Below are 21,055 nucleotides of genomic sequence, written 5' to 3'. Positions count from 1 at the left end.
CGTGTTGCGGAGGAGTTTCCAGCACCTCACATCCGGCCGCGCAGCCAGGCGCCGCCCGGCTTCACGGGTGCCGGTGTGAGCCGGGCCCGCCGCGATCGGGGAGAATGGGCCGCATGAGCGCCAGTCCCCAGTCCTCCGAGGCCGTCCACCGGTCCGGCTTCGCATGCTTCGTCGGCCGCCCCAACGCGGGCAAGTCGACCCTCACGAACGCTCTCGTCGGCATCAAGGTCGCCATCACCTCAAGCCGGCCGCAGACCACCCGGCACACGGTGCGCGGCATCGTGCACCGCCCGGACGCGCAGTTGATCCTGGTTGACACCCCTGGCCTGCACAAGCCGCGCACGCTGCTGGGCGAGCGGCTCAACGACGTGGTCCGCTCGACGTGGGCCGAGGTCGACGTGATCGGCTTCTGCGTGCCCGCCGACCAGAAGCTCGGCCCCGGTGACAAGTACATCGCCAAGGAGCTCGCGGGGGTCCGCAAGACCCCGAAGATCGCGATCGTCACGAAGACGGACCTGGTCGACGACAAGGTGCTGCGCGAGCAGCTGCTCGCGATCTCGGAGCTCGGCCGCGAGCTGGGCATCGAGTGGGCGGAGATCATCCCGGTCTCGGCCGTCGGGGACGTGCAGGTCGGTCTGCTCGCCGACCTGATCATCCCGCTGCTCCCGGAGGGCCCGCAGCTCTACGCGGACGGCGACCTCACCGACGAGCCCGAGCAGATCATGGTGGCGGAACTGATCCGCGAGGCCGCGCTCGAAGGCGTCCGGGACGAGCTGCCGCACTCCATCGCGGTCGTCGTCGAGGAGATGATCCCGCGCGAGGACCGGCCGAAGGACAAGCCGCTGCTCGACATCCACGCCAACATCTACATCGAGCGGTCCAGCCAGAAGGGCATCATCATCGGCCCCAAGGGCGCCCGCCTCAAGGACGTCGGCACCAAGTCGCGCAAGCACATCGAGGCGCTGCTCGGCACTCCGGTCTTCCTGGACCTGCACGTGAAGATCGCCAAGGACTGGCAGCGCGACCCGAAGCAGCTCCGCAAGCTGGGTTTCTGACCGGTGCGGTCCCGAACGCCGCTCGGCGTTCGGGACCGTCCGTCACGCGCCTTCCTTGAGTACCGCCTGGATCAGGTCGCGCTGCGCGTCGGTCAGGTACGGGTCCGCGCAATGGACGGTGTGGCCGTCGACGGTGATCTCGTAGTGGAAACCGTCCGGCACGCCGGGCTTCGGCCCGGCACCCGCCTGCTCGACGGTCGCACGGGCCACTCCGTGCAGATGCGCGGCATCGGGCCGGCCGGCGGTGTCCAGCACGGCCCGACGCTCGATTCCGGCGAAGCCGCCGGAACGGATCACTTCTATGCGCACGGTGCTCCTCAGCCCTGCCGGCCCGACGCGCCCTCCGGCTGTCCGGTCTGACGCGGGAGGTCCGCGCCATTGCCCGTCGACGTCGGCACGCCGACCTGCGACCACGCCTTCAGGACGGCCTGGTGCGCCTCGCCGTCCCCGTACCGCGTCTGGGCGGCGGAGACGGTCAGCCGGGCGAAGTCGGCGAACGACGCCTGCGGGCTGATCTGCCCGCCCGTGAGCACGTCGTACCAGATCTGCCCGGCCTGCTCCCATGCATACCCGCCCAGGGCCTCGGCCACCAGGTAGAAGGCGTGATTGGGGATGCCGGAGTTGATGTGCACGCCGCCGTTGTCACGGCCCGTGGACACGTAGTGGTCCATGGTGGCCGGCTGCGGGTCCTTGCCCAGCTTCGGGTCGTCGTAGGCCGTGCCCGGGGCCTTCATCGAGCGCAGCGCGTCGCCCTGGATGGTGGGGCCGAGCAGGCCGGCGCCGATGAGCCAGTCCGCCTGGTCGGCGCTCTGCTGCAGCGCGTACTGCTTGACGAGCGAGCCGAACACGTCGGACATCGACTCGTTGAGCGCGCCCGGCTGGCCGAAGTACGTCAGGTTCGCCGTGTACTGGGTCACCCCGTGGGTCAGCTCGTGACCGATGACGTCCACGGGCAGGGTGAAGTCGAGGAAGATGTCGCCGTCACCGTCCCCGAACACCATCTGCTCGCCGTTCCAGAAGGCGTTGTTGTACCTCTGGCTGAAGTGGACGGTCGCGTTCAGGGGCAACCCCTGGTCGTCGATCGAATGCCGCTTGAACGCCTTGAGGTAGAGCTCGAAGGTGGCGCCGAGCGCTTTGTACGCGCGGACGGCGGTGAGGTCCTTGCCCTCCTTGTCGCCCTCGCCGCGGACCTTGCGCCCGGGCAGGGTCGTCCCGTGCTTCGCGTCGTAGATCGTCCGCCTCGGTTGGTCGGAGGCGACCGCGCCGGCGATGGAGGCCGCGCCGATGACGGTGGTCAGCCGGCGGTGGGTGCGCTCGAAGGAGTCACGCTCCAGCGTTGCCCGAGCGAGATCGGAGAGCGCGCGGTCCTCGGATGTGGCCAACTTGTCGAGGACGTGCGGAGGAATGATCGTGCAGAAAGTAGGTGTCGCGTCCATGGCGGCAATGTGGCACGCAGGCACACGACTGTCACTGCTTGCGACGATGATTACTGAAAAGGGAGGGAAGATCATGGTTTTACTGGACAGAACCGCCCGTCTTGCATACTGAGAGGGAGCGCGCTTCGAGTGCGGTATTCGAGCGGGCTCGGCTATGGTCGTCCACATCATGCGTTTCGGGCTGCTTCTCCTTAGCTGCCGCGGCGAGGGCCTGTAGTCGTAGGCCGACCCCCTCCCCGCGGAGTTCAGGCGTGCGCATCGCCGTCGGCCGTACTGGACCGGACCCATGAGGAGCCCACCGCAGATGTCCCAGAACCCCGCGTATTCCGTAGGCCGCCCCACGCCCATCACGGCGGCGAGCGTGCGCCAGCGCCCCACGGCGATGCCGATCCACAAGTACGCGCCCTACGACGCCGTCGACATCCCCGACCGCAACTGGCCGAACGCCCGGATCACCAAGGCGCCGCGCTGGCTCTCCACGGACCTGCGGGACGGCAACCAGGCCCTGATCGACCCGATGTCCCCGGCGCGCAAGCGGGCGATGTTCGATCTGCTGGTCAAGATGGGCTACAAGGAGATCGAGGTCGGGTTCCCGTCATCGGGCGAGACCGACTTCGCGTTCGTGCGCTCCATCATCGAAGAGGGCGCGATCCCCGAGGACGTGACGATCTCCGTCCTGACGCAGGCCCGCGAGGAACTGATCGAGCGGACCGTCGAGTCGCTGGTCGGCGCTCCCCAGGCCACCGTCCACCTGTACAACGCGACCGCGCCGGTCTTTCGCCGGGTGGTCTTCCGCGGCTCGAAGGAGCAGGTCAAGGCCATCGCCGTGGACGGCACGCGGCTGGTCATGGAGTACGCGGACAAGATCCTGGGCTCGGACACGGTCTTCGGGTACCAGTACAGCCCGGAGATCTTCACGGACACCGAGCTGGACTTCGCCCTGGAGGTTTGCGAGGGCGTCATGGACGTCTGGCAGCCGGAGGCCGGCCGCGAGATCATCCTGAACCTGCCGGCGACCGTCGAGCGCTCCGCCGCCAGCACGCACGCCGACCGCTTCGAGTGGATGTCGCGGAACCTGTCGCGGCGCGAGAACGTGTGCCTGTCGGTGCACCCGCACAACGACCGGGGTACCGCGGTCGCCGCCGCCGAGCTGGCGATCATGGCGGGTGCGGACCGGATCGAGGGCTGCCTGTTCGGGCAGGGCGAGCGCACCGGCAACGTCGACCTGGTCACGCTGGGGATGAACCTGTTCAGCCAGGGCGTGGACCCGGAGATCGACTTCTCGCAGATCGACGAGATCCGCCGCACCACCGAGTACTGCAACCAGATGGAGGTCCACCCGCGCCACCCGTACGCGGGCGACCTGGTCTACACGTCCTTCTCCGGCTCCCACCAGGACGCCATCAAGAAGGGCTTCGAGGCGATGGAGGCCGACGCGGCCGCCGCCGGCAAGACCGTCGACGAGATCCCGTGGGCCGTCCCGTACCTGCCGATCGACCCGAAGGACGTCGGCCGCTCCTACGAGGCCGTCATCCGGGTCAACTCGCAGTCGGGCAAGGGCGGTATCGCGTACGTCCTGAAGAACGACCACAAGCTGGACCTGCCGCGCCGGATGCAGATCGAGTTCTCCAAGATCATCCAGACCAGGACCGACGACGTGGGCGGCGAGATCACGCCCGCCGAAATCTGGGCCGCCTTCCGCGACGAGTACCTCTGCCGACGGCGGAGAACGCCTGGGGCCGCATCGAACTGCGCTCCGCGCAGGCCGAGACCACGACCGACGGCGGCGACGCGCTGACCGTGGAAGCCGTCGTCGACGGCGCCGCGACGGTGCTCACCGGTCGCGGCAACGGTCCGATCTCCGCGTTCTTCGACGCGCTGTCCTCGGTCGGCATCGACGCGCGGCTGCTGGACTACACCGAGCACACGCTGAGCGAGGGCGCGAGCGCCCAGGCGGCGTCGTACATCGAGTGCGCGATCGACGGCAAGGTGCTGTGGGGCATCGGCATCGACCCGAACACCACCCGCGCCTCCCTGAAGGCGGTCGTCTCGGCCGTCAACCGGGCGGCGCGCTGATCACGCCTTCGGGTGACCACATCCGCTCCTGAGGGGAGCGGCACCGTGTGGCGGCAACGGCCGCGGCGGCCTTCACGGGCTTCGCCGCGGCCGTTGCCGCGTCGGGGGAGCCCCGCGCCACGAGCGCCGAAACGCCTCGGGGCCGCCGAAAACCCCTGTCCGGCACCGGCTGACGGCAGGGGGCGGACCAGCAGCGAGATCACGTCAATCCTCTTGTCGGGTCCACCGGCCTTGACCTGCCCATACGCCGTACGGAGGCGGCCGATCCGGAAATCCCCCCTTACGCGCTACTGACTGCGCGTCACTGGTGTGGCTAACATCACGGCAGCAGTAACGGCACCGTTGCCGAGGCGTTACGCACATGTGCGTGCCGGATCGGTGCGTACCGGGACGAAACGCCGGAGGGTGCAACGTGGTTCAGCTGCGAGGGCTGTGCTTCTGGGGTGTGCGCACCGCATGGCACACCGAGGACGACGGCGAGTTCTTCTGCCCCGACTGCGGGGGCGACCGCGCCTATCACCGGCGCAGCGGCACACGGCGCCTCACCGTGCTCAACGTTCCCGTGCTGGCGCGAGGGCCGGCCGGAACCGTCATCGAATGCAGCGGCTGCCACGGGCACTTCGGTGCCGAGACGCTCGACCACCTCACGTCGACCCGCTTCTCGGCGATGCTGCGCGACGCCGTCCACACCGTCGCGCTCGCCGTGCTGACGGCCGGCGGGGCCCACGGCCGCCCGGCGCGGGAAGAGGCCGTCCGCGCGGTGCGCTCCGCGGGCTTCACCGACTGTACGGAGGACCAGCTCCTCGGTCTGCTGGCGGCGATCGTCGCCGACGCGGGCCGGTTCCCCGGCGCCGCCGACGTCCTCGGCCCGGACTCCTTCGCCGACGCCCTCGACGGCTGCGGCAGTTGGCTCTCCATCGAACTCCATGAGGCCCTGGAGCCGCTCTCCGCCCACCTCGCGCCCCAGGGGCGGGAGCGGATCCTGCTGCAGGGCGCGCGGATCGCCCTCGCCGACGGGCCCTACCTGCCCGCCGAGCGGGAGGCGCTGGTCGCGGTCGGCCGCTGCCTGTCGCTGCCCGCGGCGGACACCGACCGGCTGCTCGCCGAGGCCGCGAACGCGCCGTCCTGACGTACTCCCGGGGGAGTAGTCGGCCGGGCGGGCGACGGCGGGAGTAGCGGCAAGGTCGGCCGTGAGCGCGACGCGAGAGATCCCTTTCACGGGAACGCTGGTGCACAGGAAACCAGCCGTTCCACGAGGGGAGGCCCGGATGAGGGCCAGGACGCACCGCAGAGCGCTGCCATGGGCGGTGATCGGGTTCTGGATCGTGGTGCTCGCCGTCACCGGGGCGTTCGCCGGAAGGCTCGACGGCGTCAAGCACGACGACGCCATCGACTATCTGCCGGCCAGTGCCCAGTCGACCCAGGTCGCGAAGATCCAGAAGTCGATGCCGGGCGGCGGGTCGACCGATCTGGTCCTGGTGTACGACCGCGCCTCGGGGATCACCGGCACCGACCGCGCCGCGGTCCAGCGGCAGACGGAGTCCGTGGACGCCGCGTACGACCTGGTGGGCGGCGCGCCCAGGGTCGTGACGGCGAAGGACGGGCGCACGCTGATGGTGCCGGTGGCGATCGCCGAGAAGGACGGAAAGCCCGAGGACGTGGTCAAGGACGTCCGGGCGCTGCTCGCCAAGGACCGGCCGGACGGACTGACCGTCCAGGTCGGCGGCCCCGGCGGCATGGAGGCCGACGCCAAGGAGGTCTTCCACAGCATCGACGGCACTCTGCTGTTCGGCACGGTCGGCGTCGTCGCGCTGCTGCTGATCGTCACGTACCGAAGCCCGTTCCTGTGGTTGGTGCCGCTGCTCGTCGTGGGCGTCGCCTCGGGGGCGGCGATGGCCGCCGTCTACGGGCTGGTGCAGGGCTTCGGGCTGACCGTCTCCAGCATGAGCTCCTCGGTCATGACCGTGCTCATCTTCGGCGCGGGAACGGACTACGCGCTGCTGCTGATCGCCCGTTACCGCGACGAACTGCGTCGCCGCCCGGAACCGTACGAGGCGATGCGCGCCGCACTGCGCGGCATCGGCCCCGCCGTGCTCACCTCGGCCGCGACGGTCGTCGCCGGACTGCTGTGCCTGCTCGCCGCCGACCTCAACAGCAGCCGCGGCCTCGGCCCGACCGGCGCCGTCGGCATCGTCTGCGCGCTCGCCGCGATGACCACCCTGCTGCCCGCTGTCCTGGTGCTGCTCGGCCGCCGGGTGTTCTGGCCGCTCGTCCCCGCCTACGGCAGCGAGCCGAAGAAGGCCGGCAGCGGCTTCTACGGCCGGATCGGCGCACTCGTCGTACGCCGCCCGGTCGCGGTGCTCACCGCCTCCGCGGTCGCCGTCGGGGCGCTCGCGCTCGGCATCGGGAACCTCCCCGGCGACCTGCGCCAGGACGACACCTTCACCGTCACCTCGGAGTCCGTGACCGCCGCCCACACCTTGCAGCGGGCCTTCCCCGAGCGCAGCGCCCAGCCCGTCACCGTGCTCGTCCCCAGCGCCCGCGTCCAGACGGTACAGACCGCGGTGCGGGCCACCGCCGGGGTCGCGAGTACGGCGGCGGGACGTACCGGGAGCGGCTGGACGGAGATCGAGGTCTACCCGTCCGCCGTGCCCGGCTCGGCGGCCGAGCACGGCACGATCGAGCGGCTGCGCACGGTCACGGCCGCGGAGCACGGGCTGGTCGGCGGCTTCAGCGCCCAGCAGATCGACACCTCCGGCACCTCGTCCCACGACCGGAAGATCGTCATCCCGCTGGTGCTGGTCGCCGTCTTCCTGCTGCTCGCCGCGCTGCTGCGCAGCCTGGTCGCGCCGCTGCTGCTGGTGGTGGCGATGGCGGGAGTCTGGCTGGCCGCGCTGGGCATCGGCGGGCTGCTCTTCGGACCGGTCCTCGGCTTCCATGGCATGGACCCCGGGCTGCCGCTGCTGAGCTTCGTCTTCCTCGTCGCCCTCGGCGTCGACTACGGGATCTTCCTGCTGCACCGCATGCGGGAGGAGGTGCGGCACGGCGAGGACGCCCGGCGTTCGGCCGTCACCGCGCTGGAGGCGACCGGTGGTGTCATCGCCTCGGCGGGTATCGTGCTCGCCGCCACCTTCACCGTCCTCGCCTCCCTGCCCCTGGTGATGATGGTCGAGATGGGCACGACGATCGCCCTCGGCGTCCTGCTGGACACCTTTGTGGTGCGGACCTTCCTGGTCCCGGCCGCGAGCACCCTGCTCGGCGCCCGCGTCTGGTGGCCGGGTGGGCTCAGCCGTGAGGTTCCGCGGCCGCCCGAGCCGACGGCCGTGGAACTGGAACTGGTCCGCTAGGGCCTTGCCCAGTGCCTGGAGAACTCAGTGTCTTGAGGACCCAGAGCCTTGAGGTGCCTTGAGAACCCAGTGCCTTGAGAATCTCTCCCCTGTCACCGGACGGGCCGGGGCCCGGCCCGTCCGGTGACAGGTCGTCGAACAGCACGCAGGATGGAGCGGTGTCAGCCATGAGAACCACGCCCGCGGTGCGCCTCACGCGCAACGATCCGCTGCTCGCCGCCGGACTGCTGGCGCTCCAGGCGGTACTGGCCCTGACGCTGCCCGCCTCCGCCGGCAACGGCCACCGGCCGGATGCCGTGGGGTGGACGCTCCTGGTGCTCATCGCCGTCCTCCAGGTGTGGCGGCGGCGGGCGCCGCTGCTCATGGTGCTGGTACTGGCACCGGTCGCGTCGGCCTACCACGGCATGGGCAATGTCCACCAGGCGGTGATCCCCGCCACCATGGTCGCGCTCTACAGCCTGGCGGTCGCCGGGCCGCCGCTGCGCACCTTCCTGGTGGTCCCGGCGCTGGTCGGCTTGATGGCCCTGGTGATGACGGCCACGCTCGACGGGACCGACACGGGCCTGCACATGCTCAGCAGCGCCGGCTGGATCTTCGCGGTCGGGCTGGTCGGCGAGGCGGTACGGATGCACCGCAAGTACATCGGCGCGATCGTGGAACGCGCCGAGCGGGCGGAGCGCACCCGGGAGGAGGAGGCGGGCCGCCGGGTCGCGGAAGAGCGGCTGCGGATCGCCCGTGATCTCCACGATCTGCTGGCGCACACGATCACGCTGGTCGGTGTGCAGACCTCGGTGGCCGCGCATGTCCTGATCGCCGACCCGGACAAGCTGGACCGGGAGGCGGTCGCCGCCTCGCTCGAAGCCATCTCCGACACCTGCCGGGACGCCCGCGCGGAGCTGCGGGCCACTTTGCGGGTGTTGCGGTCCGACACCGCCGACGAGGGCCAGGGCGCACTGGGAGCAGAGGGCCCGCTGGGGCCGCTGCCGGGACTGCCGGGGGTGCCCGACCTGGTCCGCGCCGCCGAGGCGGCCGGGGCGCGGGTGGAACTCACGGTCGGCGACGGCGCGGACCACGCGCCGCCCGCGGTCGGCGCCGCCGCCTACCGCATCGTGCAGGAGGCGCTCACCAACGCCGTGCGGCACGCGGGCGGTTCGCATGTCCGGGTGGCCCTCACCCGCTCCGTGGCGGCGCTCTACGTGTCCGTCCTGGACGACGGACCGGCCGCGGGCACCCCGCGCGGACCGGCCCGTACGGACGGCTACGGCATCGTCGGCATGCGGGAGCGGGCCCGCAGTGTCGGCGGCCGGCTGGCGGCCGAACCCCGGGCGGACGGTGCCGGGTTCGTCGTCACGGCGATGCTCCCGCTCGGGGGATGGCCCGAGGAGGGCGAGGACCCGCTCGAAGGATCGCCGGCGGCCCGGCCGGAAATCCCGCTCCCGGACCCGCTCCCGGACCCGATCGCGGACTCGCTCGAAGGAGCGACCCGATGACGTCACCGATGGCATCCCCCGCGACCGCTCCGCCGGTGATCCGGGTGCTGCTCGCCGATGATCAGACGCTGGTGCGGGCCGCGTTCGCGATGCTGGTCGGGTCCGCCGCCGACATGGAGGTGGTCGGGCAGGCGGGCACCGGCCGGGAGGCCGCGGCGCTGGCCGGCAGCGCCGGCGCCGATGTGGTGGTGATGGACATCCGGATGCCGGACCTGGACGGGATCGAGGCGACGAGGATCATCGCCGCGGACGGCGCCCTCGCCGGGGTGCGGGTGCTGGTGCTGACCACGTACGACACCGACGAGCACGTGGTCGCGGCGCTCCGGGCGGGAGCCAGCGGCTTCCTGGTCAAGGACACCCGGCCCGCCGAGCTCCTGGACGCCATCCGCACCGTCGCCGCGGGCGACGCGCTGTTGTCGCCCGGCCCCACGGCCCGCCTCATCGCCCGCGTCCTGCGGCTGCCCGACCGGCCGCCGCCCGGGCCCGCCCCGGCCGGTCTCACAGGTCTGTCGGACCGGGAGCGGGAGGTCCTGACCCTCGTCGGCCGGGGCCTGAACAACTCCGAGATCGGCGAGGCCCTCGGGCTCAGCCCGCTCACCGCCAAGACGCACGTCAGCCGCATCATGGGCAAGCTCGCGGTGCGCGACCGCGCCCAACTGGTCATCGCCGCCTACGAGTCGGGACTGATCCGGGCGGCGGGAGAACGCTAGTGGCCAGAGCGCCAGTGCCCTGGCCGGGGCCAGAGCACTGGCGCCTTCTTCGACGTGAGGGCGTCCGCGGTCAGTGGGCGACGAGCACCAGGGCCAGGGCGACGAGCGCCGGCACGGTCTGGACGAAGAGGATGCGGCGGCTCGCGGTGGCGGCCCCGTACACCCCGGCCACGGCAACGCAGACCAGGAAGAAGATCCTCGTCTGGAAGCCGACCGGGTCGGAGGCGAACGCGGCCCACGCCAGGCCGGCGGCGAGGAACCCGTTGTAGAGCCCCTGGTTCCCGGCCAGCGCCTTGGTCTCGGCGGCGAACTCGGGCGTCAGGCCGAAGGCGGCCCTGCCCTTCGGGGTGGTCCACAGGAACATCTCCAGGACCAGGATGTAGACGTGCAGGGCGGCGATGGCCAGCACGGCCACGGTTGCGGTGATCGACATAGGCCGCAGCGTATGCGGACCGGGCCGTGTGCGGGAGTGGACGGCGGGGTGGAGGGGGCCTCGGGGCGCCGCCCGGTACGGGACAATGGATCGCATGAGTCTGTTCCGCGACGACGGCATCGTGCTGCGCACCCAGAAGCTGGGTGAGGCGGACCGGATTATCACGCTGCTCACCCGCAGACACGGCCGGGTGCGGGCGGTGGCCCGTGGGGTGCGCCGCACGAAATCGAAGTTCGGGGCGCGGCTGGAGCCGTTCAGCCACGTCGACGTGCAGTTGTTCGCGCGTGGCGGGGAACTGGTCGGGCGCGGGCTGCCGCTGTGCACCCAGGGTGAGACGATCGCTCCCTACGGTAGCGCCATCGCGGCCGACTACGACCGCTACACCGCCGGCACCGCGATGCTGGAGACGGCGGAGCGGTTCACCGACCACGAGGGCGAGCCGGCCGTCCAGCAGTACCTGCTCCTCGTCGGCGCGCTGCGCACCCTGGCGGCCGGCGAGCACCAGCCGCGGCTGATCCTCGACGCGTTCCTGCTGCGCTCGCTGGCGGTGAACGGCTACGCGCCGAGCTTCGACAACTGTGCCAAATGCGGCATGGACGGGCCGAACCGGTTCTTTTCGGTCGGGGCGGGAGGAGTCGTCTGCGCCGAATGCCGTGTGCCGGGAAGCGTCGTACCCTCACGGGAGTCCCTGGAACTGCTCGGCGCGCTGCTGGGCGGGGACTGGGAGACGGCGGACGCGTGCGAGCCGCACTTCTGCCGGGAGGGCAGCGGGCTGGTCGCGGCGTATCTGCAGTGGCACCTGGAGCGCGGGCTGCGCTCGCTGAAGTTCGTCGAGAAGTAGTACTGAGATGTACGAGATGTTCGAGATGTAGGAGAGGCAACGCGCATGGCACGTCGCGGGATTCTGGGCCGTTCCCGACCGGAGTACCGGACTCCGGACCCGCATCCGTCCGGTGCGGTGCCCCCCAAGATCCCGGGGGAGCTGGTGCCGCAGCACGTCGCCATCGTCATGGACGGCAACGGCCGCTGGGCGAAGGAGCGCGGGCTGCCGCGCACCGAGGGCCACAAGGTCGGTGAGTCCGTCGTCCTCGACGTCCTCAAGGGCAGCATCGAGCTGGGCGTCAAGAACCTCTCCCTGTACGCCTTCTCCACCGAGAACTGGAAGCGCTCGCCCGACGAGGTGCGCTTCCTGATGAACTTCAACCGCGACGTCATCCGCCGCCGCCGCGACGAGATGGACGAGCTCGGCATCCGCATCCGTTGGGTGGGCCGGATGCCGAAGCTGTGGAAGTCCGTGGTGCAGGAGCTCCAGGTCGCCCAGGAGCAGACCAAGGACAACGACGCCATGACGCTCTACTTCTGCGTCAACTACGGCGGCCGCGCGGAGGTCGCCGACGCGGCCGCCGCGATGGCGGCGGACGTGAAGGCCGGCAAGCTCGACCCTTCCAAGGTGAACGAGAAGACCTTCGCGAAGTACCTCTACTACCCGGACATGCCGGACGTGGACCTCTTCATCCGCCCCTCCGGCGAGCAGCGCACCTCCAACTTCCTGCTCTGGCAGACCGCTTACGCCGAGATGGTCTTCCAGGACGTCCTGTGGCCCGACTTCGACCGCCGCGATCTCTGGCGCGCCTGCCACGAGTACGCCTCACGGGACCGCCGCTTCGGCGGCGCCCTCCCCAACGACCTGGCCCCGACGGACAAACGGCCCTCAAGCGCGTGAGCGCGTGAAAGCCGGTGGTCCGCGCCGCCTGTACGCGGCGCGGACCACCGGCTTTCACGACGACCGCCGAGGGCGGGGCTCAGGCCTCCGTGGCCGGGGTCGCGCAGTCGGCGCACGTGCCGAAGATTTCTACGGTGTGGGCGACGTTGACGAAGCCGTGGTCGGTGGCGATCGACTCGGCCCACTTCTCTACGGCCGGGCCCTCGACCTCGACGGCTTTGCCGCACATGCGGCAGACGAGGTGGTGGTGGTGGCCGTCGGAGCAGCGGCGGTAGACGGACTCGCCCTCGTCGGTGCGCAGCACGTCGACCTCGCCGGCGTCGGCGAGGGACTGCAGCGTGCGGTAGACGGTGGTGAGGCCGACGGAGTCGCCGCGGTGTTTGAGGAGGTCGTGCAGGTCCTGCGCGCTGCGGAATTCCTCGACCTCGTCGAGCGCGGCGGCGACGGCAGCGCGCTGCCGGGTCGATCGGCCCTGCACGGGGGGCTTGGCGGTCGTCACCGGTGCCTCCTTCTCGGTCGTAACCGTCACCGTCCAGATGTCCGGTCGGTCGTCATTGTGTCAGGCCGCGGGCTCTGCACCCGAACGTCGTCCTGGGGGACGCGCGCGCCGGGTACCTCCAGGGTGCACCGTTCCGCGGCGGCGGCGGAACCGCTGGCCCGTTTTCTCGCCAGCGGACCGGCCAGCACCGCCAGCACGACGAAGATGGCGATGGCCAGCAGAACGATCGTCGGCCCGGACGGCACGTCCACGTAGAACGACGTGACGGCTCCGGAGAGCGACACCGTGACCCCGATCAGGACGGCCAGCGCGAATGTCATCGCGAAGCTGCGGGACAGCTGCTGCGCCGCGGCGACCGGGACGACCATGAGGGCGCTGACGAGCAGCAGGCCCACGACGCGCATCGCGACGGTGACGGTGACGGCGGCGGTGACCGCCACCAGCAGGTTCAGCAGCCGGACCGGCAGCCCGGTGACGCGGGCGAACTCCTCGTCCTGGCAGATCGCGAAGAGCTGGCGCCGCAACCCCACGGTGACGAGCACCACGAACGCCGCGAGTACGCAGATGGTCGTGACGTCCTCGGGCGAGACCGTGTTGAGGGAGCCGAAGAGGTACGTGACGAGGTTGGCGTTGGACCCCGTGTCGGACATGCTCATCAGCATGACGCCGCCGGCCATGCCGCCGTAGAAGAGCATCGCGAGCGCGATGTCGCCGTGCGTCCTGCCGTACCAGCGGATCAGCTCGATGGCGACGGAACCGACGACGGCGACGGCGGTGGCCATCCAGATCGGGCTGGTGTTGAGCAGGAAGCCCAGGCCGACGCCGGTCATCGCGACGTGGCCGATGCCGTCGCCCATCAGCGCCTGGCGGCGCTGGACGAGGTAGATGCCGATGGCGGGGGCCGTGATGCCGACCAGGACGGCCGCGATCAGGGCCCGCTGCATGAAGGCGTAGTCGAGGATGTCCATCAGCTGAGCAGCCCCGTCCTGATCGGTTCGGCGTCGTGTGCGGCGTGCGGGTGCACGTGGTCGTGGCCGGGCAGCGCGTGCTGGCCCACGGCGCGCGGCGGCGGTCCGTCGTGGACGACGCAGCCGTCGCGCAGTACCACCGCGCGGTCGATCAGCGGCTCCAGCGGCCCGAGCTCGTGCAGGACGAGCAGGACGGTGGCGCCGTTCGCGACCTGCTCGCGCAGGGTGCCGGCCAGGATCTCCTGGCTGGCGACGTCGACCCCCGCCATCGGCTCGTCCATGATCAGCAGTTCGGGCTGCACGGCCAGCGCGCGGGCGATGAGCACCCGCTGGTGCTGGCCGCCGGAGAGCGCGTCGACGGAGTCCTTGGCGCGGTCGGCCATGCCGACCATCTCCAGCGCCCGGTCGACCGCGGCGCGGTCGGCCCGGCCGAGCGGCCGCAGTCGGGCTCGGGCCAGCCGGCCCGCGGCGACGACCTCGCGGACGGTCGCCGGCACCCCGCTCGCGGCGGTGGTGCGCTGCGGGACGTAGCCGATCCTGGCCCAGTCGCGGAAACGCTTGAGCGGCGTGCCGAACAGCTCGAGACGGCCCTCACTGAGCGGCACCTGGCCGACGACCGCGCGGACCGCCGTCGACTTGCCGGAACCGTTGGCTCCGAGCAGCGCGACGACCTCGCCGGCGCCGACCGTCAGGTCCACCCCGCGCAGCACGGGCCGGGATCCGAGCGAGGCCGTCGCCCCGCGCAGGGAAATGACCGGGACCGGCTCCATGTCTGCCTCCGTCATCGCGTGCTTCCCTTGCTGCCGAGTGCCGTCCGCAGGGCCTTGAGGTTGCTCCGCTGGACCTCGAAGTAGTCGGTGCCCTGGGACTTGTCGGTGATGCCCTCGAGGGGGTCCAGGACGGCGGTCCTGAGCTTCAGGTCGCCGGCCAGGGTCTTGGCGGTGGCGTTGCTGGCGAGCGTCTCGAAGAAGACCGTCGTGACGTGGTGCTTCGCGGAGAGCTGCTGCAGGGCCTTGATGCGGGCGCCGCTGGGCTCGGCCTCGGGGTCGATGCCGCCGATGGCCTCCTCGACCAGGCCGTAGCGCTCGGCGAGGTAGCCGAAGGCGGCGTGGGTGGTGATGAAGGTGTCGGAGGCGCGGTTCTTGAGACCGTCGGCGAACTCGGTGTTCAGCGCGTCCAACTTCTTCACCAGCGTGTCCGCGTTCACCAGGTACGCGGCGGCGTGGACCGGGTCGGCCTTCGCGAACGCGATGCCGACCCCCTTGGCGACCTCGGCGTACTTCACCGGGTCGAGCCAGACGTGCGGGTCGGCGCCGGCCTCGCCCTCTCCGGAGTGGTTGTCGCCCGTGGTGTGGGCGTGGCCGTCGACCTCGGTGCCGTGCTCCTCGAGCTTCGTCAGGGAGGCGGCGTCGGCGGTGTTCTTCACGCCGGACTGTTTGACGGCCTCGTCGATCGCGGGCTGCAGGCCCTTGAGGTAGACGATCACGTCGGTCTTGGTGAGGGCCGCGGTCTGCCGCGGGGTGAGCTCCAGATCGTGTGGCTCGACACCCGGCTTGGTGAGCGCCGTCACCCTGACGTTCTCGCCGCCGATCTCCTTCGCCAGGAACTCCATGGGGTAGAAGGACGCCGTGACCTTGAGTTTTCCGCCGCCGCCCGAGCCGTCCGCGGCGTCGGACACCGAGCACGAGCTCAGCGTGAGCAGCCCGAGAGCGGCGGTTCCGGCGACGGCTGCGGGTATCAGACGGTGGCGTTTGTTCATGACACTCATTTTCATCTGAAGTGGAAACGATTGTCAATTGCCTTCGGAGCCCGGAGTTCCGCCGGAACCGATGTGATACCGGGCCCCGGCGCGCCGGTAACCTGGGGCAACTGACCGCTTCGTCGTACTGAAGAGAGCACCGTGGCCGCCGACAAGATCGACACCATCGTCAGCCTGAGCAAGCGCCGAGGCTTCGTATTCCCGTGCAGTGAGATCTACGGCGGCTCGCGAGCCGCCTGGGACTACGGGCCGCTCGGCGTCGAGCTCAAGGAGAACATCAAGCGCCAGTGGTGGCGCTCCATGGTCACCTCGCGCGACGACGTTGTCGGACTCGACTCGTCGGTCATCCTGGCGCGCGAGGTGTGGGAGGCGTCCGGCCACGTCGCGACGTTCTCCGACCCGCTGACCGAGTGCACCTCCTGTCACAAGCGCTACCGCGCGGACCACCTGGAGGAGGCGTACGAGTCCAAGCACAACCGTCCGCCGGCCAACGGTCTCGCCGACATCAACTGCCCGAACTGCGGCAACAAGGGCGCGTTCACCGAGCCCAAGCAGTTCTCCGGCATGCTGCAGACGCACCTCGGCCCGACCCAGGACGCGGGCTCCGTCGCGTACCTGCGGCCGGAGACCGCCCAGGGCATCTTCACCAACTTCGCCCAGGTGCAGACGACCTCGCGCAAGAAGCCGCCGTTCGGCATCGCCCAGACCGGCAAGAGCTTCCGCAACGAGATCACGCCCGGCAACTTCATCTTCAGGACCCGCGAGTTCGAGCAGATGGAGATGGAGTTCTTCGTCAAGCCGGGCGAGGACGAGCAGTGGCACGAGTACTGGATGGAGCAGCGCTGGAACTGGTACACCGGCCTGGGCCTCAACCCGGACAACATGCGCTGGTTCGAGCACGCCAAGGAGAAGCTGTCCCACTACTCGAAGCGCACCACTGACATCGAGTACCGCTTCAACTTCGGCGGCAACGAGTTCTCCGAGCTGGAGGGTGTGGCCAACCGCACCGACTTCGACCTCAAGGCGCACTCCGAGGCCTCCGGCCAGGACCTGTCGTACTTCGACCAGGAGGCCGGCGAGCGCTGGTTCCCGTACGTCATCGAGCCGGCGGCGGGCGTCAACCGCGCCATGCTCGCCTTCATGCTCGACGCGTACAACGAGGACGAGGCGCCCAACGCCAAGGGCGTCATGGAGAAGCGCACGGTCATGCGCCTCGACCCGCGCCTGGCGCCGGTCAAGGTCGCCGTCCTGCCGCTGTCCCGCAACCCGCAGCTGTCGCCGAAGGCCAAGGGTCTGGCGACCGACCTGCGGAAGAACTGGAACATCGAGTTCGACGACGCGGGTGCCATCGGCCGCCGCTACCGTCGTCAGGACGAGATCGGTACGCCGTTCTGCGTCACCGTCGACTTCGACACCCTCGACGACAACGCGGTGACCGTGCGCGAGCGCGACACCATGAAGCAGGAGCGCGTGTCGCTGGACCAGATCCAGTCGTACCTGGGCGGCCGACTCCTCGGCTGCTGACCGCCCTCCGGGCGGCGTGCGGGAATCGAACGCCGGCCGGGTTGGATCATCCAGCCCGGCCGGCGTTCGCGCGTGCGGACGCCCTTACGGCGATCACCGCGCACAGCGCGGCCAGTGGGAGTTCGACGCAGACCGCCATCAAGACCGCGGACGCGATGTCCGCCCCGGGAGCGGCCGTCGAGACGTCGAACCAGGCGTCGACCACCAGCAGCATCGCGGTGGCGGCCGCCGCGATGCCGCGGCGGTGGTCGCGGCGGCGCAGCAGCACACCGGTGCCGATGAGGCCGGCGGCCTCCAGGGCGTCCAGGCCCACCCAGGCCGTCGACCAGTGCGACGCCTGAGCGGTGGCCGGGAGCGAGGTCGCGAGGACGAAGAGCCAGGGGATCAGGGCCACGCCGAGCGCGATCAGGACGTAGCCCAGCGGTCTGGGACGGCGCGGCTCCCGTTCCGGGACGGCGTACAACTCGATGATCTCGGCGCCGGTGCCACACGCCATGGTGGACGTGGTCGGCACGGGCTCCGTGGTCGGACGGATCCGGTGGGGCGGAATCTCCAGGACGGACATGGTGGTGAACTCCTTCCGGACCCGGTGGTCGGGTACGGGAACCAGCCTCGTCGCCGGGCTCCCGAAGGTCAGTAACGCCCGGGTCCGACCTGGGGTGGTGCCAGCTACACCCCCGGAGCGGGCCCCTGGGGGATGCACACCGCCCCACCTGGGGCTCTACGGTGAGCGCATGGCATCGACAGGGCCGCTGCGGCGTGCACTACAGCAAGCCGCCGCATACGCCCCGTGGTCGGCCTGGGCATGGCGCAACACGGCGTTCGTCACGGCGGGCGTACCGCTGGCGGGCGTGAGCGCGCTGCTGGTGTTCGACATCGTGACGGACTGGCGTTCCGTGATCCTGCTGCCCGCACTGCCCCTGCTGTGCGGCCCGCTGACGGTGCTTCAGCGCAGCCGGTTCTGGTCGCTGCTGGGGTTGAACGTCCCCCGGGTGCCCCGCACGCGTCCCTGGTACACCCCGCGCGGCGCCGCGCAGTGGCTGCGCTCCGAGGCGACGTGGCGGCAGTGCGGCTACCACCTGGTGGCCGCCCCGCTCGCCGCGGGCGGAGCGGTGCTCGTCGTCTGCTCCTGGGTTGCGGGGATCTTCGGCACACTGGTCTTCTCCTGGGTGTGGGCGCTGCCCGTCGAGGATCGACTGCCCGGTTGGACCACGCGGTACACGCTCGTCACCGCCGCCGGGGTGCTCCTGCTGTTCGCGGCGCCCTTCCTGGCCGCCGCCGTCACCCGGCTCGACACCTCGGCCGCCGCCGCGCTGCTGGGGCCCAACCGGGCCAAGGAACTGCGGCGCCGCGTCGAGGACCTCGCCGAGAGCCGGGCGGGAGTCGTGGACGCCGCGGACGCCGAACGCCGCCGCATCGAACGCGACCTGCACGACGGCGCGCAGCAGCGGCTGGTCTCCCTCGCGATGAACCTCGGCCTGGCCCGCGCCACCCTCAAGGACCTGCCGCCGGAGGCGCGCCGAGTGATCGACGAGGCGCACCGCGAGGCGAAGGAGGCTATCGAGGAACTCAACAACCTGGTGCGCGGCCTGCACCCGGCCGTCCTGGACGACCGGGGCCTGGACGCCGCGCTGTCCGGTGTCGCGGCGCGGGCGCCGCTGCCGGTCCATCTGAAGGTGGACATGGAGCGGCGGGCGGCCCCCACCGTCGAGGCCGTCGCGTACTTCGTGGTCTCCGAGGCGCTCGCCAACGTCGCCAAGCACGCCCACGCGGAGCGGGTGGACGTCGTGGTGCGGTCGCGCGGGGACGTGCTGCGGGTGACCGTCACCGACGACGGGATCGGCGGCGCGGACGTGGCGGGCGGTACCGGCCTGGCCGGGCTCGCGCAGCGCGTCGGCTCCGTCGACGGAGCGATCAGCATCAGCAGCCCCGCCGGGGGCCCGACCATCATCAACGTGGAGTTGCCGTGCGGGCTGTAATCGCGGAGGACTCGGTCCTTCTGCGCATCGGACTGGTCAAGGTCCTGGAGACCGCGGGGTTCGAGGTCGCCGCCGAAGTGGGCGACGCGGACGCCGTGCTGGCCGCCGTCGACGAGCACCGGCCGCAACTGGCCCTGCTGGACGTCAGGATGCCGCCCGGCTACACCGACGAGGGCGTGCGGGCCGCCCTGATGATCCGCCGGCAGTGGCCGGACACGGCCGTGCTGCTGCTCTCCCAGTTCGTCGAGGAGCGGTACGCGGCCGATCTGCTGTCGGCGCACGGCGGCGGCATCGGGTACCTGCTCAAGCAACGCGTGGCGGACGTCGAGGAGTTCATCGACGCGCTGCGCCGCGTCGCGAACGGCGGCACCGCGCTCGACCCTCAGGTGGTCGCGCAGCTGCTGCTGCGCCGCAACTCCGACCCGCTGGAGCGGCTGACGCCGCGCGAGCGCGAAGTGCTCTCGCTGATGGCGGAGGGGCGCTCCAACGCGGGCATCGCCGAGCAACTGGTGGTCAGCGAGAGCGCGGTCGCCAAGCACATCAACAACATCTTCGCCAAACTCGACCTGCCGCAGGCGGACGGGGACCACCGGCGGGTGCTCGCGGTGCTGCGGTTCCTGGAGGGGGCGTGAGTACCGCCGTGGGCGGCGGAGGGCGCCGGAAGCACCGTGCGGCCTGGCTGGTGGTCGCGGTGATCAGCGCGCTGTTCATCGTGTCGCCGATGGCCGTGGAGACGTGGGCGTACTTCGGCGCGCACCGACCCGGGCCCTCCCAGTCGCTCGAACTCCCGCCGCGGGGGCGGGTCGAGCGCTTGCAGGTGGACGCGGGCAGCGCGTCGGTGACGGTGCGCCCCGGGCCGGCCGGCCAGGTGCGCGTCACGCAGACGCTGATCTGGTCGACGACGAAGCCGCAGGTCAGGAAGGTGTGGGACGGCGGGATACTGAAGGTGCAGGCGGAGTGCTCCGACTGGTGGTCGCTGACCGGCCTCGGCTGCTCGGTGAAGCTGGAGTTCGTCGTCCCGCCGGAGATCGAGATCCAGGTCGGGGGCACCTCAGGATCCACGGACGTACGCGGCACCACCGGCCGGCTGGATCTGACGAGCACGTCGGGGTCCACGACCCTGACCGACGTCGGCGGCACGGTCTGGGCCCGCACCGGCTCGGGCACCATCGAGGGCACCGGGCTCTCGTCCCGGACGGCGAACGTGGCGGCGCACTCCGGATCGCTGGACCTCGCGTTCGCCTCGCCCCCGGACAAGGTGACGGCGAAGGTGGGCTCCGGCTCCGTGACGATCGGCGTCCCGCCGGGGTCCCGCTACCAGGTGGTCGGGCGCAGCGGGAGCGGTTCGCGGGAGTACGCGACGGGGCTGGAGGAGAGCGCGTCGCCACGGATCATCGACGCGACGGCGGGGTCGGGGTCGGTGGACGTGGTCTACGCGGAGCGTTCGCCGGGCGCGCCCTGAGGCCGGAGTCCGTTGACCAGCAGGTCGCAGACCGCGTCGAAGGCGGCGTCGATGTCGGGCCGCGACCACTCGGCCGCGTAGGCCGGGTCGTGGAAGCGGCCGGTGGCGTCCCAGACGGCGCGGGCGGCGCGGGCGGGGTCGGGAGCGGTGAACTCGCCGCGCGCGACGCCGTCCTCGATGATGCGGGTGAGCTGGCCGACCAGGTCCCCGACGTGCTGCGCCACCACGGCGCTGGCCTCGCCCGCGAGCGCCAGGTACGTGGCGAACAGCTCCGGATCGCCCCCGGCCTTGCGCCGCTTCGCCGCGAACAGCTCCGTCAGCCACCGCCGCAGCCGCTCCGGCGCGGGTTGCGGCCCGGCCGCGACGGCGGAGAGGGTGGAGTGCGACTGGTCCAGCCAGCGCTGGGTGACGGCCTCGCGGAGCGCGGCCTTGCTGGCGAAGTGCCGGTACACGGTCCCGTGACTGACGCCCAGGGCACGCGCCACGTCGACGACGGTGGCCTTGGCGGGGCCGTAGCGCCGGAGCACGTCCTCGGTGGCTTCGAGGATGCGGTCGGTGGTCAGGGTCCTGGGTGCGGGCGGCATGGGTGCCTTT

20 protein-coding genes and 1 pseudogene are annotated in these 21,055 nt (G+C 71.1%); 12 read left to right on the top strand and 9 right to left on the bottom strand.

The features are described 5' to 3' along the window. The first annotated feature begins 104 nt into the window (after positions 1-104). Positions 105-1,055: a GTPase Era gene (gene era / locus M2266_RS11870; RefSeq protein WP_277438172.1), complete on the top strand. Its 951-nt coding sequence runs from the start codon at positions 105-107 to the stop codon at positions 1,053-1,055. A gap of 42 nt (positions 1,056-1,097) precedes the next feature. Here era and M2266_RS11865 read toward each other — a convergent pair whose 3' ends face one another. Together M2266_RS11865 and M2266_RS11860 are read right to left on the bottom strand one after the other, a co-directional pair. Then, positions 1,098-1,364 (bottom strand): protealysin inhibitor emfourin, encoded by a 267-nt coding sequence (locus tag M2266_RS11865; protein WP_277438171.1) that lies wholly within the window; start codon positions 1,362-1,364, stop codon positions 1,098-1,100. Between the two features lie 8 nt (positions 1,365-1,372). Next, positions 1,373-2,491: a M4 family metallopeptidase gene (locus M2266_RS11860; protein ID WP_277438170.1), complete on the bottom strand. Its 1,119-nt coding sequence runs from the start codon at positions 2,489-2,491 to the stop codon at positions 1,373-1,375. Between the two features lie 304 nt (positions 2,492-2,795). Between M2266_RS11860 and leuA the strand changes: the two are divergent. The 5 genes and pseudogenes from leuA (at position 2,796) to M2266_RS11835 (ending at position 10,114) form a co-directional block, all read left to right on the top strand. After that, positions 2,796-4,567 (top strand): annotated as a pseudogene (leuA, locus tag M2266_RS11855) (2-isopropylmalate synthase). A gap of 412 nt (positions 4,568-4,979) precedes the next feature. Continuing rightward, the gene (locus M2266_RS11850; protein WP_277438169.1) at positions 4,980-5,696 is read left to right on the top strand and encodes a TerB family tellurite resistance protein; all 717 of its coding nucleotides are present in this window, start codon (positions 4,980-4,982) and stop codon (positions 5,694-5,696) included. Positions 5,697-5,835: 139 nt separating this feature from the next. After that, positions 5,836-7,914 carry an MMPL family transporter gene (locus tag M2266_RS11845; protein ID WP_277438168.1) on the top strand — a complete coding sequence of 693 codons (2,079 nt, stop codon included), beginning with the start codon at positions 5,836-5,838 and terminating at the stop codon, positions 7,912-7,914. 167 nt (positions 7,915-8,081) lie between these two features. Beyond that, positions 8,082-9,404, top strand: coding sequence for a sensor histidine kinase (locus tag M2266_RS11840; RefSeq protein ID WP_277438167.1), 1,323 nt, complete (start codon positions 8,082-8,084; stop codon positions 9,402-9,404). Then, positions 9,401-10,114 (top strand): response regulator transcription factor, encoded by a 714-nt coding sequence (locus tag M2266_RS11835; RefSeq protein ID WP_277438166.1) that lies wholly within the window; start codon positions 9,401-9,403, stop codon positions 10,112-10,114. Before M2266_RS11840 ends, M2266_RS11835 begins: the two co-directional genes overlap by 4 nt. 70 nt (positions 10,115-10,184) lie before the next feature. On the opposite strand, the gene M2266_RS11830 is transcribed toward M2266_RS11835, so the two are convergent. After that, positions 10,185-10,547 (bottom strand): DUF1304 domain-containing protein, encoded by a 363-nt coding sequence (locus tag M2266_RS11830; protein ID WP_277438165.1) that lies wholly within the window; start codon positions 10,545-10,547, stop codon positions 10,185-10,187. A 94-nt stretch (positions 10,548-10,641) separates the two neighbouring features. On the opposite strand from M2266_RS11830, the gene recO reads away from it, so the two are divergent. Both recO and M2266_RS11820 read left to right on the top strand, forming a co-directional pair. Further along, positions 10,642-11,388, top strand: a complete 747-nt coding sequence (gene recO, locus M2266_RS11825; RefSeq protein WP_138353201.1) for a DNA repair protein RecO — start codon at positions 10,642-10,644, stop codon at positions 11,386-11,388. A 45-nt stretch (positions 11,389-11,433) separates the two neighbouring features. Continuing rightward, positions 11,434-12,270, top strand: coding sequence for an isoprenyl transferase (locus M2266_RS11820; RefSeq protein WP_277438164.1), 837 nt, complete (start codon positions 11,434-11,436; stop codon positions 12,268-12,270). Positions 12,271-12,349: 79 nt separating this feature from the next. Here the strand turns inward: M2266_RS11820 and M2266_RS11815 are convergent, their stop codons facing one another. Genes M2266_RS11815 through M2266_RS11800 form a run of 4 tightly spaced genes read right to left on the bottom strand, consistent with a single transcriptional unit; the run spans position 12,350 to position 15,496 of the window. Then, positions 12,350-12,769 carry a transcriptional repressor gene (locus tag M2266_RS11815; RefSeq protein WP_277438163.1) on the bottom strand — a complete coding sequence of 140 codons (420 nt, stop codon included), beginning with the start codon at positions 12,767-12,769 and terminating at the stop codon, positions 12,350-12,352. Positions 12,770-12,795: 26 nt separating this feature from the next. After that, complete coding sequence (locus tag M2266_RS11810) at positions 12,796-13,737, bottom strand: metal ABC transporter permease (protein ID WP_277438162.1); 942 nt, start codon at positions 13,735-13,737, stop codon at positions 12,796-12,798. After that, on the bottom strand, positions 13,737-14,522 hold the full coding sequence (locus M2266_RS11805) for a metal ABC transporter ATP-binding protein (RefSeq protein WP_277438161.1): 786 nt from the start codon (positions 14,520-14,522) through the stop codon (positions 13,737-13,739). The genes M2266_RS11810 and M2266_RS11805 overlap by 1 nt, the downstream gene beginning before the upstream one ends. Further along, on the bottom strand, positions 14,519-15,496 hold the full coding sequence (locus M2266_RS11800) for a metal ABC transporter substrate-binding protein (RefSeq protein ID WP_277438160.1): 978 nt from the start codon (positions 15,494-15,496) through the stop codon (positions 14,519-14,521). Before M2266_RS11800 ends, M2266_RS11805 begins: the two co-directional genes overlap by 4 nt. Positions 15,497-15,637: 141 nt before the next feature. Here M2266_RS11800 and M2266_RS11795 point away from each other — a divergent pair, with 141 nt between their 5' ends. Beyond that, positions 15,638-17,020, top strand: a complete 1,383-nt coding sequence (locus M2266_RS11795; RefSeq protein WP_277438159.1) for a glycine--tRNA ligase — start codon at positions 15,638-15,640, stop codon at positions 17,018-17,020. Between the two features lie 46 nt (positions 17,021-17,066). Here M2266_RS11795 and M2266_RS11790 read toward each other — a convergent pair whose 3' ends face one another. Further along, complete coding sequence (locus M2266_RS11790) at positions 17,067-17,585, bottom strand: hypothetical protein (RefSeq protein WP_277438158.1); 519 nt, start codon at positions 17,583-17,585, stop codon at positions 17,067-17,069. A gap of 169 nt (positions 17,586-17,754) precedes the next feature. Between M2266_RS11790 and M2266_RS11785 the strand changes: the two genes are divergently transcribed. Genes M2266_RS11785 through M2266_RS11775 form a run of 3 tightly spaced genes read left to right on the top strand, consistent with a single transcriptional unit; the run spans position 17,755 to position 20,461 of the window. Continuing rightward, a complete protein-coding gene (locus M2266_RS11785; protein WP_277438157.1) occupies positions 17,755-18,999 on the top strand; it encodes a sensor histidine kinase in 1,245 nt (414 codons plus the stop codon). Beyond that, on the top strand, positions 18,987-19,631 hold the full coding sequence (locus M2266_RS11780; protein ID WP_277438156.1) for a response regulator transcription factor: 645 nt from the start codon (positions 18,987-18,989) through the stop codon (positions 19,629-19,631). The genes M2266_RS11785 and M2266_RS11780 overlap by 13 nt, the downstream gene beginning before the upstream one ends. Then, positions 19,628-20,461 carry a DUF4097 family beta strand repeat-containing protein gene (locus M2266_RS11775; RefSeq protein ID WP_277438155.1) on the top strand — a complete coding sequence of 278 codons (834 nt, stop codon included), beginning with the start codon at positions 19,628-19,630 and terminating at the stop codon, positions 20,459-20,461. Before M2266_RS11780 ends, M2266_RS11775 begins: the two co-directional genes overlap by 4 nt. On the opposite strand, the gene M2266_RS11770 is transcribed toward M2266_RS11775, so the two are convergent. Then, positions 20,431-21,045, bottom strand: coding sequence for a TetR family transcriptional regulator (locus M2266_RS11770; RefSeq protein ID WP_277438154.1), 615 nt, complete (start codon positions 21,043-21,045; stop codon positions 20,431-20,433). The two genes, M2266_RS11775 and M2266_RS11770, sit on opposite strands and share 31 nt — an antisense overlap. Positions 21,046-21,055 lie beyond the last annotated feature (10 nt).

This window comes from Streptomyces sp. SPB162 (assembly GCF_029504575.1).
In the GTDB taxonomy this organism is placed as follows: Bacteria; Actinomycetota; Actinomycetes; order Streptomycetales; family Streptomycetaceae; genus Actinacidiphila.
This window is presented reverse-complemented; position numbering and strand designations above follow the sequence as displayed.

Coding starts and splice junctions, on each gene's coding strand:
- era (WP_277438172.1), top strand. CDS start 105: ATGGGCCGCATGAGCGCCAGTCCCCAGTCCTCCGAGGCCGTCCACCGG.
- M2266_RS11860 (WP_277438170.1), bottom strand. CDS start 2,491: ATGGACGCGACACCTACTTTCTGCACGATCATTCCTCCGCACGTCCTC.
- M2266_RS11845 (WP_277438168.1), top strand. CDS start 5,836: ATGAGGGCCAGGACGCACCGCAGAGCGCTGCCATGGGCGGTGATCGGG.
- M2266_RS11840 (WP_277438167.1), top strand. CDS start 8,082: ATGAGAACCACGCCCGCGGTGCGCCTCACGCGCAACGATCCGCTGCTC.
- M2266_RS11835 (WP_277438166.1), top strand. CDS start 9,401: ATGACGTCACCGATGGCATCCCCCGCGACCGCTCCGCCGGTGATCCGG.
- M2266_RS11830 (WP_277438165.1), bottom strand. CDS start 10,547: ATGTCGATCACCGCAACCGTGGCCGTGCTGGCCATCGCCGCCCTGCAC.
- recO (WP_138353201.1), top strand. CDS start 10,642: ATGAGTCTGTTCCGCGACGACGGCATCGTGCTGCGCACCCAGAAGCTG.
- M2266_RS11820 (WP_277438164.1), top strand. CDS start 11,434: ATGGCACGTCGCGGGATTCTGGGCCGTTCCCGACCGGAGTACCGGACT.
- M2266_RS11810 (WP_277438162.1), bottom strand. CDS start 13,737: ATGGACATCCTCGACTACGCCTTCATGCAGCGGGCCCTGATCGCGGCC.
- M2266_RS11805 (WP_277438161.1), bottom strand. CDS start 14,522: ATGACGGAGGCAGACATGGAGCCGGTCCCGGTCATTTCCCTGCGCGGG.
- M2266_RS11800 (WP_277438160.1), bottom strand. CDS start 15,496: ATGAACAAACGCCACCGTCTGATACCCGCAGCCGTCGCCGGAACCGCC.
- M2266_RS11790 (WP_277438158.1), bottom strand. CDS start 17,585: ATGTCCGTCCTGGAGATTCCGCCCCACCGGATCCGTCCGACCACGGAG.
- M2266_RS11785 (WP_277438157.1), top strand. CDS start 17,755: ATGGCATCGACAGGGCCGCTGCGGCGTGCACTACAGCAAGCCGCCGCA.
- M2266_RS11770 (WP_277438154.1), bottom strand. CDS start 21,045: ATGCCGCCCGCACCCAGGACCCTGACCACCGACCGCATCCTCGAAGCC.